General features: G+C 35.8%; 16 protein-coding genes. All 16 read right to left on the reverse strand.

Features of this window, described 5'->3' with window-relative positions; genetic code table 11:
- Window positions 1-375 (reverse strand): chorismate mutase, encoded by a 375-nt coding sequence (gene aroH / locus CIL05_RS11575; protein ID WP_095655697.1) that lies wholly within the window; start codon window positions 373-375, stop codon window positions 1-3.
- Window positions 372-1,445 carry a 3-dehydroquinate synthase gene (gene aroB / locus CIL05_RS11580; RefSeq protein WP_095655698.1) on the reverse strand — a complete coding sequence of 358 codons (1,074 nt, stop codon included), beginning with the start codon at window positions 1,443-1,445 and terminating at the stop codon, window positions 372-374. Before aroB ends, aroH begins: the two co-directional genes overlap by 4 nt.
- Window positions 1,445-2,614, reverse strand: a complete 1,170-nt coding sequence (gene aroC / locus CIL05_RS11585; protein WP_095655699.1) for a chorismate synthase — start codon at window positions 2,612-2,614, stop codon at window positions 1,445-1,447. The genes aroB and aroC overlap by 1 nt, the downstream gene beginning before the upstream one ends.
- A 120-nt stretch (window positions 2,615-2,734) precedes the next feature.
- On the reverse strand, window positions 2,735-3,508 hold the full coding sequence (locus CIL05_RS11590) for a CheR family methyltransferase (RefSeq protein ID WP_276245343.1): 774 nt from the start codon (window positions 3,506-3,508) through the stop codon (window positions 2,735-2,737).
- Between the two features lie 168 nt (window positions 3,509-3,676).
- Window positions 3,677-4,123 (reverse strand): nucleoside-diphosphate kinase, encoded by a 447-nt coding sequence (gene ndk / locus CIL05_RS11595; protein ID WP_095655700.1) that lies wholly within the window; start codon window positions 4,121-4,123, stop codon window positions 3,677-3,679.
- Window positions 4,124-4,218: 95 nt separating this feature from the next.
- Window positions 4,219-5,190 carry a heptaprenyl diphosphate synthase component II gene (gene hepT, locus CIL05_RS11600; RefSeq protein WP_095655701.1) on the reverse strand — a complete coding sequence of 324 codons (972 nt, stop codon included), beginning with the start codon at window positions 5,188-5,190 and terminating at the stop codon, window positions 4,219-4,221.
- 50 nt (window positions 5,191-5,240) lie between these two features.
- Window positions 5,241-5,948, reverse strand: coding sequence for a demethylmenaquinone methyltransferase (locus CIL05_RS11605; RefSeq protein WP_095655702.1), 708 nt, complete (start codon window positions 5,946-5,948; stop codon window positions 5,241-5,243).
- A 3-nt stretch (window positions 5,949-5,951) separates the two neighbouring features.
- Window positions 5,952-6,749 (reverse strand): heptaprenyl diphosphate synthase component 1, encoded by a 798-nt coding sequence (locus CIL05_RS11610; protein WP_165769113.1) that lies wholly within the window; start codon window positions 6,747-6,749, stop codon window positions 5,952-5,954.
- A 127-nt stretch (window positions 6,750-6,876) separates the two neighbouring features.
- The gene (gene mtrB, locus CIL05_RS11615; RefSeq protein ID WP_095655704.1) at window positions 6,877-7,098 is read right to left on the reverse strand and encodes a trp RNA-binding attenuation protein MtrB; all 222 of its coding nucleotides are present in this window, start codon (window positions 7,096-7,098) and stop codon (window positions 6,877-6,879) included.
- Window positions 7,099-7,308: 210 nt separating this feature from the next.
- Window positions 7,309-7,581 carry a non-specific DNA-binding protein Hbs gene (gene hbs, locus CIL05_RS11620; RefSeq protein ID WP_095655705.1) on the reverse strand — a complete coding sequence of 91 codons (273 nt, stop codon included), beginning with the start codon at window positions 7,579-7,581 and terminating at the stop codon, window positions 7,309-7,311.
- Between the two features lie 922 nt (window positions 7,582-8,503).
- Window positions 8,504-9,982, reverse strand: a complete 1,479-nt coding sequence (gene spoIVA / locus CIL05_RS11625) for a stage IV sporulation protein A (RefSeq protein WP_095655706.1) — start codon at window positions 9,980-9,982, stop codon at window positions 8,504-8,506.
- 208 nt (window positions 9,983-10,190) lie between these two features.
- Window positions 10,191-10,910 (reverse strand): YphF family lipoprotein, encoded by a 720-nt coding sequence (locus CIL05_RS11630; RefSeq protein WP_095655707.1) that lies wholly within the window; start codon window positions 10,908-10,910, stop codon window positions 10,191-10,193.
- A 21-nt stretch (window positions 10,911-10,931) separates the two neighbouring features.
- Entirely contained in the window at window positions 10,932-11,129 is a 198-nt protein-coding gene (locus CIL05_RS11635) for a DUF2768 domain-containing protein (protein ID WP_095655708.1), read from the reverse strand.
- Between the two features lie 254 nt (window positions 11,130-11,383).
- Complete coding sequence (locus tag CIL05_RS11640) at window positions 11,384-11,644, reverse strand: stage VI sporulation protein F (protein ID WP_095655709.1); 261 nt, start codon at window positions 11,642-11,644, stop codon at window positions 11,384-11,386.
- Window positions 11,645-11,702: 58 nt separating this feature from the next.
- Window positions 11,703-12,740: an NAD(P)H-dependent glycerol-3-phosphate dehydrogenase gene (locus CIL05_RS11645; RefSeq protein ID WP_095655710.1), complete on the reverse strand. Its 1,038-nt coding sequence runs from the start codon at window positions 12,738-12,740 to the stop codon at window positions 11,703-11,705.
- 16 nt (window positions 12,741-12,756) lie between these two features.
- A complete protein-coding gene (der, locus tag CIL05_RS11650; protein WP_095655711.1) occupies window positions 12,757-14,067 on the reverse strand; it encodes a ribosome biogenesis GTPase Der in 1,311 nt (436 codons plus the stop codon).
- Window positions 14,068-14,148 lie beyond the last annotated feature (81 nt).

Here is a 14,148-nt window from a genome sequence, read left to right on the forward strand (position 1 = left end):
CTACTCTCCCCCTCTATTTACCAGGTCCGGTCTTAATTTAATTGCGTCATTATGAAATATATGCTTTACATCTTTTTGTTCCTCCGTGGTGTTCACGACCATCATTACCCTGATGCAGGCAGGTAAGCTGCCCGGTACATCTATTTCTGCCATACACATGACAGGAACATAGGTCCAACCAGGTATTTCTCTTAAAGATTTAGCTGGAAAAGCAGCATTTAAATCCTTAGTAACAGAAATAAAGACATGTGAAACATCTGTGGCCATTATATTATTTTTTTGAACCATTTCATCAACTAATAGCTTTGTATTATTAATTATAAGTTTTTCTTCATTTTCATGAACTGTTGTAGCTCCTCGTATTCCACGTGTCATTCTCCCACCAGCCTTTGCACAAATGAATTTAAATAAATCTTAAGATCATGATCATTAATTTCTTTCATCGTTGGTTCACCGATACCCTTTAAGAGCACCATCTGAATCGTTTGATTAACCACTTTTTTATCTGTTTTCATTTTACTTATTAATGCATCCGGTTCTAATTGATGCATTCCCGTAGGATAATTATTTGTTTTAAGCCACTCGATTAGAGGTAGGTATGGCATTTTTGTCTCATAGATTTCTTCGCTCACATGAAGTGAAAATAACAAACCAATCGCAACTGCTTCCCCATGGGTTAAGAAACCATATCCCAACTCAGCTTCCAACGCATGTCCCAATGTGTGACCTAAGTTTAGAAATTTACGAATACCTGATTCTTTTTCATCTGACTCGACAATGGAAGCCTTTATTTTTATTCCAACAAGAATATGTTCCTGCAACTGCTTGTTTGTGAGTGTTTGTAAATCTGTTTGTATAATTGTATTAAAAAAAGCTTTATCAGCAATTAATGATTCTTTAACCAATTCAGCATAACCTGAACGAATTTCTTTTTTAGGTAAAGATTGTAATGTTTCAACATCATAAATCACTGCTTTTGGCGGATAAAAATTACCAATTAAATTTTTCCCCAATTCATGATTGATTGCTACTTTTCCTCCCACACTACTGTCATGTGCGAGTATTGTCGTAGGAATCTGAATATAATCTATTCCCCGCATATAAGTTGCTGCACCAAACCCGGCTAAATCCCCTACTACTCCGCCACCTAATGCTATAATTAATGAATTGCGGTCAAGCCCATTTTTCAATGCGTGTGTATGCAACTTATAAAAAGAATTTATATTTTTGGATTTTTCTCCTGCAGGTATAATAAAATGGGAGACTTTGGTCTCAGAAAAGTTCTCCAATATTTCCTGTAAGTACAAATCTGCCACACTTTCATCGGTAACGATATAAACAGAAGAATAATCACTAGCTATAAAATCTTTTAGTTGAAAACGTATTGCTTCACCAATTGTTATATTATACAGGTGAGAGCTTGACTGAACCTGTATTTCCTTCACTAAAAACACCTTATTTCTTCACGGTACTCATCTATCACTTTTTTAAGCTTGGGAAACTGGTCGCTTGGAAACTGTTCTGTTATTGCTTTTGCTAATTCAAATGCAACCACATGTTCCATTACTACCGATGCAGCTGGAACGGCACAAGCGTCTGATCTTTCAACAGTTGCTTTAAAGGGTTCCTTTGTTTCAATATCAACGCTTTGCAATGGTTTTTTCATTAAAGTGGGAATAGGTTTCATGACACCTTTAACAACAATTGGCATGCCTGTTGTCATCCCGCCTTCAAATCCACCAAGTCTGTTGGAAGTCCTGTAATATCCTTTTTCTTCATTCCAGGCTATTTCATCATGAACATTACTGCCATTCATTTCTGCTGCCTCAAAACCAATTCCAAACTCTACTCCTTTAAATGCGTTAATGCTAACGACACTGCCGGCAATTCTGCTATCCAGTTTACGATCATAGTGAACATAGGAGCCGACACCTGCGGGCATACCTTCCACATATACTTCTACGACACCACCAATAGAGTCACCTTCTTTTTTGGCCTCGTCTATTGCATCCATCATTTGCTGTTCAACGTTCTGATCAAGCACCCGCACAGGGGAATCTTCTGAAATCGTTTTTCTGTCCTCAATTGTAAGTGAATCAATTTCTGCTGCACGGATTCCAGCAATTTCTTTCACATAACCGCTCACTTCTATACCTAAATGCTTTAATAAAGTTTTAGCCACTGCACCTGCAGCCACACGAACCGTAGTTTCACGAGCTGAGGAACGTTCCAGTATATTTCGAATATCACGATGCCCATATTTTAGTGCCCCATTTAAATCTGCATGACCTGGTCTTGGTCTTGTTATGACACGTCTGATCTTTGCATCTTCTTCAATTGGATCTTCTCCCATGATATCGATCCAATGTTTAAAATCATCATTATGTACGACAAGTGAAATAGGTGAACCTAACGTATACCCATGTCTCACTCCACCGGTAATGTCTACAAGGTCTTTCTCAATTTGCATACGCTTGCCACGCCCATGACCCTTCTGCCTGCGTAATAAGGATTCGTTAATATCTTCTTTAAGTAAAGGCATCCTTGCAGGAATACCTTCAATTATTGTTGTAAGTTGTTTTCCATGTGATTCGCCTGCAGTTAAGTAACGCAATTAACATTCTCCTTCACTTTAATTAATTTTTCTAATAACTATATCATAAATGTCATCATTATGGGTGGAATTTAAAGAAAGAAAATAAAAAACCCTTATCTGTCGAACAAGAGTTTAAAATTAGCTTTTTTGGTAAAAAAAGGTATCCAGCAATGATAGGTCATATTGATTTGGACTGAAAATTTGTTCGGTGCTTCCAACAAATAAAGCACCTTCTTTTTTTAAGGCATTGCTAAAACGCTGGTATATAATTTCTTTTGCGTCATCCGTAAAATATATCAGAACATTTCTACAGACAATTAAATCAATATTTTTCGGATAGCTATCAGCTAGTAGATTGTGCTTTTTAAATGTTATTTGCCGTTTTAATGAATCGTTGACAGAATAAAAACCATTCTTCACAGTAAAATACTTTTTCTTAAAGGATGGAGGTAATTCTTTTAAAGCCTTCTCCGGGTAAAAACCCTGACTTGCCTTACTTAGAACATTATCATCAATATCAGTTGCCAAAATTTTAATATCGGCATTTGGAAAGTGTTCACTTGCCATAATTGCAAGACTATATGGCTCTTCCCCTGTTGAACATGCTGCGCTCCACAGTGTAAGTTTATTGCTGTTTTTAAGTAACTGTGGCAAAACTTTATTCTTTAATACTTCCCATCTTTTTGGGTTTCGGTAAAATTCAGATACATTAATTGTCAGGCGATCAACAAACTCTTTTAATAAATTTTCCTCTTTATTCAGTGCTTTGTAATAGGAGGAAAAATCAAGATAGCCCCGTTTATTCCTTAGCGAGGTAAGTCTGCGCTTCATTTGTGCTTCTTTATATAAATTCAAATCAATCCCGAGTTTATGCTTAATTTGCGACATAAAATCAATATATTCCTCTCCCACTCCATACGCCTCTTTCTCTTGATCTATTTGTTTTAGAGCTCTTTTTGTATGTTTTGTGGCAAAAACAGCAATTCACTTCGGTGGGACCTGTAGTGCACTTTCCCAATCCGTTAGAGAGCAGCCCTTTTATAAAAACCCCCGCTTTTAAAACGGGGGTTGTCCTGCATATTAATAAATCCAAGTACTGTCTTGTTTTGTGTAGTCGACAATTTCACTTTTGTCAAAGAATAATCCAATTTCTCTTTCAGCACTTTCTACTGAGTCAGAGCCATGAATCACATTTTTGCCAACAGTCATTCCATAATCGCCCCGAATCGTACCTGAAGCAGCTTCTTGCGGGTTTGTTTTACCCATCATATCACGTGCAGTTTTAATTACATTTTCACCTTCCCAAACCATTGCAAAAACAGGCCCGGAAGTAATAAACTCAACTAAATCCCCAAAAAAAGGTCTTTCTTTATGTTCACCATAATGATTTTGAGCCAAGCTTTCGGAAATTACCATAAGTTTTGCTCCAGCTAATTTAAAACCTTTAGCTTCAAATCTTTTTACGATCTCTCCAACTAAATTTCTTTGTACCCCGTCTGGTTTTACCATTAAGAACGTTTTTTCCATTGTTTGCACCCCTCGTATGTATGTATCATTTATCCGACCTTAAAAATTCTATCAAATATTTAGAAAAATAACAATAGATAATTCGCCAATATATATTATGAGCGTCTCTTGCCAATATACTTCGCGATATCCTGTAACGTATACTTTGCTTTATTATTCGGTAATCCTTCCAATACTTTTAACGCTTTTTGTAAATAGAGGTCACTAAGCTTATAGGATTTCTCAATCCCATTTGTATTCTTTAAAGCGTTCAGCAAGTTGGTGAGATCATTCTCTGATACATTATCCGGATCTTGGAAGGTTTTCTTTAATAAATCATTAAAGGATTTATCATTCATAGCATAAAGTACAGGCACTGTCAGGTTTCCTTGAAGTAAATCATTTCCAGCAGGCTTGCCTAATTGTTTTGCAGAAGATGTAAAATCAAGAATATCATCAATTATTTGATAGGACATTCCTATGTAGTAACCATATTGATATAATTTATTTGCATCTATCTCGGAAACCTCTGATACGATAGCACCTAATTTGCAGCTTGTAGCAATTAGCAAAGCCGTCTTACGTCTTATTCTGCGCAGATAATCACGTAAATTCTGATCCCAATTATATTTATCTTTGATTTGTTCAATCTCACCGACACATACTTCTACAATGGTTTTAGCTAATAAATGATGAACTCTGGCATCTTTTAATGTTGTTATATTTTCAAGTGCACGTGCTAATATATAGTCCCCTGTATACATCGCAACTCGATTACCATACGACTTTTTAATTGTCGGTTTACCTCTACGCAATTCCGCTTCATCGATCACGTCATCATGCACGAGTGTTGCCATATGTATTAATTCCAGTGATACTGCTGCAGTTTTTATCTGATCCAGATTATATGTTCCAATCTGACCTGACAACATGACGAAAATAGGTCGAATTCTTTTTCCGCCCGCTTGAAGCAATTCAGTAGATGCTTTACGCAATACAGCATGTCTTGCATGTATAACCTGATTTAATGATTCTTCGATTATATCTAAATCTTTTTTTAAAAATCCATATGTTTTGGCTATTTTCATAAGTGTCACCTTTTTATATTTAAAACTGGTTTATTAATTTAAAACTGATATTATTGCTTGAAGCCCATGTGCATTGCTGCCACTCCACCAGTATAACTTTTCACCTGGACTTGAGAAAAACCAGCTTTAAGAAACATTTTCCTTAGTTCCTTCTTGTCCGGAAAATCTCTGGCTGATTCATTTAACCATGCATATTCTTTATAGCTTTTTGCGAACAGTCTTCCTATTAGCGGCATAATGAATCGAAAGTAAAAATAATATAATTGTCTATATCCTATCAGAGTTGGTTGTGATGTTTCCAAACAAACCACTTTCCCGCCTGGTTTCACCACTCTATTAAGTTCTTTTAATACAGTCAGATAATCCGGTACATTTCTAAGTCCAAATCCTATAGTAACATAATCAAATGAATTATCTTCAAAAGGAAGTTCCATAGCATTCCCATGAATTAAATTTAGTTGATTAAGCTTTAATTCTTTTTTCTTATTTTTCGCAATGGATAACATGTTCTGACTAAAATCCAGGCCTGTTACTTCACCGTCTGAACCTACAGCGTTAGCTAAAGCAATGGACCAATCACCAGTACCACAACATACATCCAATGCTTTCGATCCTTTTTCAACCTTCATTCGTTTCATGACATCCTTACGCCATGCTTTATGTCTTTGAAATGAAATAATGGAATTCATGGAATCATATTTATTATAAATTTTTTCAAAAACGTGATGAACACGTTCTTCTTTAGATTGCTGCGTCATAGCTTACCCTTCTTCCGCAATAGAAGTATTATTGTACAGAAACCCTTTTAATTGTGAGTTAATATGAGTTTTTAAAGCTCTTTGATGAATAGGCAGCTTTAATAATGATTTTTCCAATGTCTGTGTGTATTTTAGTATAAAGGTATCTATTGTATTTAAAATAGATGAATAAGTGCTGTTTGAATTATTGTTATCCCAGTTATCTAATAAATTGGAATAACCATCACGATTTACATTTTCTTTTTCCTGGATTAATTTATTTGTAATTAACCACTCACCTGTTACGTCATGTAATGAATTCTCATTGACATGTTCAGCCACATAAAGAATTAATAATGATTCTATTTTCTTTATAATATCGATGTATTCCTGAAAAGAATTTACTTCTTTATAATAGAGCTTCATTTTATATTCATTTATTTCTTTGATCGCTGATGCTAATTTATGTATAAGATCGAAGTCCTCAATTTCTGATAGAAGTAAATAATATAGTCCACTATAATAATCTCCTGCTAATACTCTCAGTTGTTTTGACAGTTTTAATTCTTTGGTCTCATCTATTTCATTTGCTTTTGGTACTAAGTCATGAGTATCCAAAGCTACTTGTACCAACATTGTCGTAATGATATAGCGTTCTTTTTGAAAGGTTGATAATGCAGCATTATTTATAATAGCTGCTAAAATGAAAAGCTTTTCTTCATCAATAATGGGCTGTTGTATATGTTTTATCAGGTATGTATGCTGAATTTTATCTTCAATCGATGCTTTTAGATGTTTTATATCTAAACTGGAAGTATTCAAAGAAATCACCTGAGCCTTTTCATCTATTCATTAATTGCTCTAGCTATTATAGCATAATTTTTATATGTTCGATAACAAGGAATTCCAAATGCAGGTTTATTGGCTTAAATTTATTTTTTCTGAAAGCTTAATTATTTTCCATTTGCCCGTGACTCGTTTGAATAATAGCTTTTCCCCGTACTTTTACTGCAGATGTGTGTTCAGTAAATTGTGCGATCATAACCTCGTCCTTATCCAGTTTTTCTGAATGATGAAACCTGGTATCTGTTCCTCTCGTGAGTCCAATAACATTTACCCCATCTTCCAATGCCTTAATAACAAAAAAATCTGTTTTACTTGAGTTATCCATGTCATTCCTCCTACTTCAATCTACTTTTACTATGTATTATTAAAAACACCCTGTCAACGACCATGCAAGAACAAAAAGCAAAGCACGCGGTCAGCATCGTTTAGATTCAGACCTGTACGTTTAGCTCTAGCGCCGGAACTAGACGATAGCTTATTATAATAACAAAAAAAGGGTGCGCCCTAGACGCACCCTTTTTCGCCCTATGTAATATTACTTTACACTTTCTTTAAGGGCTTTTCCTGGTTTAAACGCAGGAACCTTGCTTGCAGGGATTTCGATCTCTTCTCCAGTTTGAGGATTACGACCTTTACGAGCTGAACGCTCACGTACTTCAAAGTTTCCAAATCCTATTAACTGTACTTTTTCACCTTGTTTAAGTGAATCCATGACAGATTCAAAAACTGCATCAACAGCTTTCGTTGCGTCCTTTTTAGAAAGTTCGCTTTTCTCAGCTACTGCATTTACTAAGTCTGTTTTGTTCATGACATTCACCTCCTCCCAAATAAGTTCAATCGACATTGGAACAAATAATTAATCTATCATCATTTGTTAACCAATTTGCCAGTTTTTATACGCAAATGCCATCTATTTCAATAGTGACAAGGCTTATATTAACCGAGTTTGCTACAAAATTCAACAATTAGCACCCATTTTTTTACGATTTATTTCTTAAATACGTAAATTTATACTAAAGTCCCATATTTTTAGATACAAATTCCTAAAAAAGGTTGAAACCCTTGGGTAGCATTACATCGATTAATACTTCACTATAGATATACGACAGTTCTTTATAAATTCCTGCCGTTTTTCAAAAAAAAGCTCTTTTCGTAAGTTTTATTGCTTTTTAAACTTTCGCAGTTGATATATAGTGCTAGAGATGATGAATGGTGCGTAATTACCGCTCCAGAAATATACTTCGCGGACCTTAGGGCGGCTGGTGAGCCTCCTCGTGCTACGCACTGTGGGGTCTCACCTATGCCTTTCCTCCCGCTGGAGTCTTCGTATATTTCTTCCGCTGGTATTATGCTTGTCAACTTCAAAAAAAAATTTACCACTCGATTGAATCAAACAATCGCTATCCACTTTTATGATGGTTGTTTGGAGCGGAGGACCGTTGACTCCTCGAAAATACAGACCAATTTTCTTCGTGCGATGTAATGCTGCCGGAGCTTTCCTTGTCCTGCGGGAAAAGCACGTGTCTGAAGACCCCGCAGAGTGGTTTTCTCGAGGAGGCTGAAGCCCTGCCCTAAGGTCCGCAACGGTCCGCAGCGGAAAACAACCTAGCGCTTACGTCGTCTATTATATCTTTTATGAACAAAAACTAACAAATCTTTTCGGTGGGACGAACCTATAATCCCAACCCTTAAAAAAACATCCAAAATAAAAAGCAGCTTGTAATTAGCTGCTAAAGGATTATTGCTATTAAGCCACCGGATCCTTCATTGATTATACGTTCCAGTGTGTCTTTTAGTTTATATCTGGCATTTTCAGGCATTAGCGCTATCTTCGCTTGAATTCCTTCTCTGACAATAGAGCTTAGCGACCTTCCGAAGATATCGGATTCCCATATGGATAATGGATCTTCTTCAAAGTCCTGCATTAAATACCTGACCAGTTCTTCACTCTGCTTCTCTGTCCCTATAATTGGAGCAAATTCTGATTCAACTTCCACTTTTATCATATGGATAGATGGTGCAACAGCTTTTAAACGTACACCAAACCTTGACCCTTGCCGGATTATTTCAGGTTCATCCAATATCATATCCTCAAGCGTAGGTGCGGCAATTCCATATCCAGTTTGTTTGACCATTTGGAGTGCTCCTGATACTTGATCATATTCCCGTTTCGCATGAGCAAAATCCTGCATTAATTTTAACAAGTGGTCTTTTCCCCGTATCTCCTCTCCAACAATCTCTTTTAAAATTTCATCATATAAGTAATCAGGTGCATGTAAATCAATTTCTGCGACACCCTCACCCATTTCCATGCCCGCTAAATTTGCTTTGTCAATATAATCATAATCTGCAAAATCTCCAACAATATGATCTACATCTCTCAGTCTTTTAATGTTTTTCACCGTATCCTGGATTGCTTCCTGATAATTTTCTCTTAGCCAATGATTTTCTTTTAGAACCATTACCCAGCTTGGAAGATTAACATTTACTTCCAAAACAGGAAATTCATATAAAGCCTCCCGTAAAACATTATACACATCATGCTCTGTCATGGATTCAATACTCATCGATAAAACAGGTATATCATATTTTTCGTTTAATTCCTGACGAAGTGATTCTGTTTCGGGACTTGTAGGTCGAACAGAGTTTACAACCATTATAAATGGTTTTCCGACTTCTTTTAATTCATCTACTATTTTAGCTTCTGAACTAACATAATCATTTCTTGGAATTTCTCCGATTGTTCCATCTGTCGTTACAACCACACCTATTGTTGAGTGCTCCTGGATAACTTTACGTGTACCAATTTCAGCCGCATCATGAAAAGGAATTGGTTCTTCATACCAAGGTGTATTGATCATTCTTGGCCCGTTCTCATCCTCAAATCCTTTTGCACCCTCAACTGCATATCCGACACAATCAACCAATCGTACATTTACATCAAGACCATCATCAACATTGACAGTAACTGCTTGATTTGGAATGAATTTTGGCTCTGTTGTCATAATGGTTTTACCTGCTGCGCTTTGTGGCAGCTCATCAAGTGCTCTTGCACGTTCACTTTCTTCCTCAATATTAGGAAGTACAACCAATTCCATAAACTTTTTAATAAAGGTTGATTTACCTGTTCGGACAGCTCCTACTATTCCAAGATAAATATCTCCATTTGTCCGCTTTGAGATATCTTTAAAAATATCTACTCTTTCCAAAAGATCCCCTCCCGATCTTCGTGCATTTTAACAAACTACGAATAATTGACATTACAAGTCTATGATGTTGTCCTATCAATTTATGACTTAAACATTTGTAAAAGAACAAAAGGACCAAACTTGGTGTTTCTAATATCTGCAAAAATAAAAGATAAAACAAATAAACCCTTGCAACAATATATGTTACAAGGGAATTAATATGTTATATTTAATTAAAAAATACGGGTTCTGAGTCTTTAATTGTATATGGCAAGGAATATGCAGGAACAAATGGCGTATTTTCTGCCAGTATATAACGAATATCGTCCCCTTCTTTATATTCATGTTCATATTCTTTTAGCGCATTAGCAAGATCTATCCGATAATCTACATACAATTGACCATTCACATCCATTACAATTGGGAGGTTTTCCTTTGAATAAGGGCTTTTAACAACTGGGTGGGAATCAAAATTCAATTTTTCGTAATCAACTGTAAATATTCCATCACTGACCTCTTCACCATAAGGAGGATAAGTGTGTTTACTTCGGAAAATATCTAATTGTACATTTACTTTTCTTATTTCCTCAGTAATCCGTAAATCAATTAATTTCACTTGCGGGTTATCCTCCGGGTGTATTAAGGTGTATTGATAAATCCCGCCATTTTCATATGCATTTCCAGGTATTTCAGTAATAGTATTACTTTCTTTTAAAGCAGTAAAATCAATGAGGTATTTTTGAAAAATAGGTGTATCATTTGCCTTTGTTTTTATAGGAACAAGTCCTTGTTTCTCTTCTTTATATTGATTTACAGCATTTTGTGCAAGTTCTAATTGTGATTCATTAGGTTGCTGATTTTTTTCAAGCTTGCTCTGGGGATATAGACAGCCGCTTAATATAAATACCAGTACAACTGCTAACAAGACCTTACTATATGTACGTTTCACTAAATAGCCTCCTCATAAAACCTATCCTGTTGGTCCGCTAAAAACTATGTATAGAATAATTAATCCACCTATAACCAGGCATATGTATGCAAGAACAGTGATAATTCCGGCTAACCAGCCTTTAAGCTTATATCTGCTTAACAAAATTAGACCGATAGCTAAAATAAGGAGAATCATTCCTGCAAAGGATATATACATTTTAAGCATAGCTGTTGACATTTATTTCACTCCCACTTCTAGCAATTACTTTGCACAAGGTATTATACCATATGGTTTTTATTTCAAGTATCAAAATGTTTTTTTCGAATTATTTAATTTATTACAGAAAAACACAAAAATAATCCGAGATGAAGGGGGCAACCTCATCCCGGTTTGACTAAATAATATCCTAAGCTAGCTCTATCCATGAATGCTTGTGCGATTTATTTTATGCAAGTATACGCATTAATGTATCCTCACTTGCCCAAGTATCATTATTTTTTAAATAATTGATTCAACGATTGCATATCCATTGGCATATTATTCTTAACAATGGATTGTACAATTTTATCTTCTTTTTCCTTCGATATTGGTTTATTCGCTATTTTAGCTAAATGACGAACAAGCTGTCTCACTGTCTTTTCATCAGTAAAATCAGCATTTTTAACTGAATCAGCTGCTTTATAAACATCATCCGGATTAATATTTGATTTTTGCTGTATTTTGTCAAAAAGACCTTTTTGAAAATTATTCACATATTCTCCTCCTTGCTAAGTGAAGTCAATATATTATATGCAAGGAGGGTTTTTAGTGTTATTGTGAATAACGTTCATTTAAGAGTTGAGCAAGGTCATCCATTTCTTCACGCTTCGTTCGGTTCATTAATTGCTCAACCACTTCTTTTGGAGGTTTCCCCTCAAATAATATCTGATAAATCCCCGTGGTTATCGGCATTTCCACCTGTTGCTCTTCCGCAAATTGGTAGGCAGCTTTAACTGTTCTGACACCTTCCACCACCATACCCATTTGATCTAATACTTCATCTAATTGATTTCCTTTACCTAATAAATTTCCTGCACGCCAATTTCTGCTATGCACACTTGTACAGGTTACTATTAAATCACCAACACCTGGTAATCCTAAAAAGCTAAGCGGGTTTGCACCAAGTGATGTTCCTAATCTCGCAATTTCAGCTAACCCCCTAGTTATAAGGGCAGCTTTTGCATTATCTCCAAATCCCAGTCCATCGGATATCCCGGCCCCAAGGGCGATTATATTCTTCAATGCCCCACCAAGCTCGATCCCAAGAATATCACGACTTGTATAAACACGGAATACTTCATTTATAAATAAATCCTGTGCAATTCCGGCGTTTTCCTGATTAATTGATGATACAGTCACCGTTGTTGGCTGTCTTAATGCCACCTCTTCAGCATGGCTGGGACCTGATAAAACGACAATATCATCTTCACTGTACTTACTCATTTCTTCACTAATCATCTGTGAGACTCTTTTCAGGGTTACAGGTTCGATTCCTTTAGATGCATGAATAATTGTTACAGAATGCTTTAACACGTCATTTAAATGACTGCAAACCTCTCGTATTGCCTTTGTTGGCACAACGATTACGATTGCAGTTACATCCTTTATTGCCTCTTCAAGATGATAAAAAGCATTTATACTCTCAGGGATCGCTGGTTCTAAATATTTTTCATTTCTATGAGTTGAATTAATTATTTCAGCCTGTTCCTGACGATGTGTCCATAATCGAACATCATGTCCATTATCTGCCAACACAACACTTAAAGCAGTCCCCCAACTCCCTGCACCTAAAACAGCAACTTTTGTCAATGGTTTTCCTCCCCTTCTATTGTCTCTTCCTTGCGAAAATTTTAATTGGTGTCCCAACAAATCCAAATGCATCCCTGATTTTATTCTCTAAAAATCGTTTGTATGAAAAATGCATTAATTCTGGATCATTAACAAACACAACAAAGCTAGGTGGTTTAACCGCTACTTGGGTTGCATATAATACTTTTAGTCTTTTGCCTTTGATCGTTGGTGTTGGATTCATAGCTATTGCATCCATAATTACATCATTCAAAACATTTGTAGGAACACGTTTCGCATGATTTTCACTGGCTAGTTTAATTGATGGGATTAACGTATGAAGCCTCTTTTTGGTTTTAGCCGACAGAAAAACAATTGGTGCATAATCCAGATACTGAAAATGAGCGCGTACCTTAGCTTCAAATTCTTTCATTGCTTTTTCATTCGTCTCAACTGTATCCCACTTATTTACGACAATAACAATTGCCCTTCCAGCTTCATGTGCATAACCGGCAATTTTCTTATCCTGTTCTCTTATTCCTGTTTCTGCATCAATTAAAACCAATACAACATCCGAGCGTTCAATTGCTTTTAATGCCCGCAAGACACTATATTTTTCAGTTGTTTCATAAACTTTGCCGCGTTTACGCATCCCTGCCGTATCAATAATTACAAAATCTTGATCATCTCTATGCAAATGCGTATCGATAGCGTCCCTTGTTGTACCTTCGATTTCACTTACAATAACCCGTTCTTCATTTAGTAATGAATTTACCAGGGATGATTTTCCCACATTTGGTCTGCCAATTAAACTAAAGTATATCGTGTCTTCTTTAATATCTTCATTTTCTCTTTTTGGAAAATGATTAACTACCTCGTCCAATAAATCTCCTAAACCTAAACCATGTGAGCCGGAAATGGGAAATGGTTCACCGAATCCCAAAGAATAATATTCATATATATTCTCGCGCATCTCAGGATTGTCAATTTTATTTACTCCAAGCACAATAGGCTTATTTGATTTAAATAATAATTTTGTCACTTCTTCATCGGCCGCTGTAATTCCTTCTCTTCCATTCACCAAAAATATAATTACATCAGCTTCATCGATTGCAATTTCAGCTTGTTGTCTCATCTGTACTAATAAAGGTTCATCTCCAATTTCAATTCCACCAGTATCAATAAGATTAAATGTAGAAGTTAACCATTCAGCCTCGGCGTATATTCGATCTCTCGTTACACCGGGAATATCTTCTACAATAGAAATTCTCTCCCCAACAAGTCTATTAAATATAGTTGATTTACCCACATTGGGTCTTCCTACAATTGCTACTACAGATTTCCTCATGAAAGGAACATCCTTTCTCTTTTCCCAGATATTTGCTTTAGAAGTTGTTCAAAAAATCCGGTTAAAATGATGCATCGAACT

It is taken from the genome of Virgibacillus profundi, from assembly GCF_002287375.1.
Taxonomy (GTDB): Bacteria; Bacillota; Bacilli; order Bacillales; family Amphibacillaceae; genus Virgibacillus_K; species Virgibacillus_K profundi.

What these genes read in the sequence shown, in the direction of transcription:
- aroH (WP_095655697.1), bottom strand. Translation starts at nt 375, where the DNA reads ATGACACGTGGAATACGAGGAGCTACAACAGTTCATGAAAATGAAGAA.
- ndk (WP_095655700.1), bottom strand. Translation starts at nt 4,123, where the DNA reads ATGGAAAAAACGTTCTTAATGGTAAAACCAGACGGGGTACAAAGAAAT.
- hepT (WP_095655701.1), bottom strand. Translation starts at nt 5,190, where the DNA reads ATGAAAATAGCCAAAACATATGGATTTTTAAAAAAAGATTTAGATATA.
- CIL05_RS11605 (WP_095655702.1), bottom strand. Translation starts at nt 5,948, where the DNA reads ATGACGCAGCAATCTAAAGAAGAACGTGTTCATCACGTTTTTGAAAAA.
- mtrB (WP_095655704.1), bottom strand. Translation starts at nt 7,098, where the DNA reads ATGGATAACTCAAGTAAAACAGATTTTTTTGTTATTAAGGCATTGGAA.
- hbs (WP_095655705.1), bottom strand. Translation starts at nt 7,581, where the DNA reads ATGAACAAAACAGACTTAGTAAATGCAGTAGCTGAGAAAAGCGAACTT.
- CIL05_RS11635 (WP_095655708.1), bottom strand. Translation starts at nt 11,129, where the DNA reads ATGTCAACAGCTATGCTTAAAATGTATATATCCTTTGCAGGAATGATT.
- der (WP_095655711.1), bottom strand. Translation starts at nt 14,067, where the DNA reads ATGAGGAAATCTGTAGTAGCAATTGTAGGAAGACCCAATGTGGGTAAA.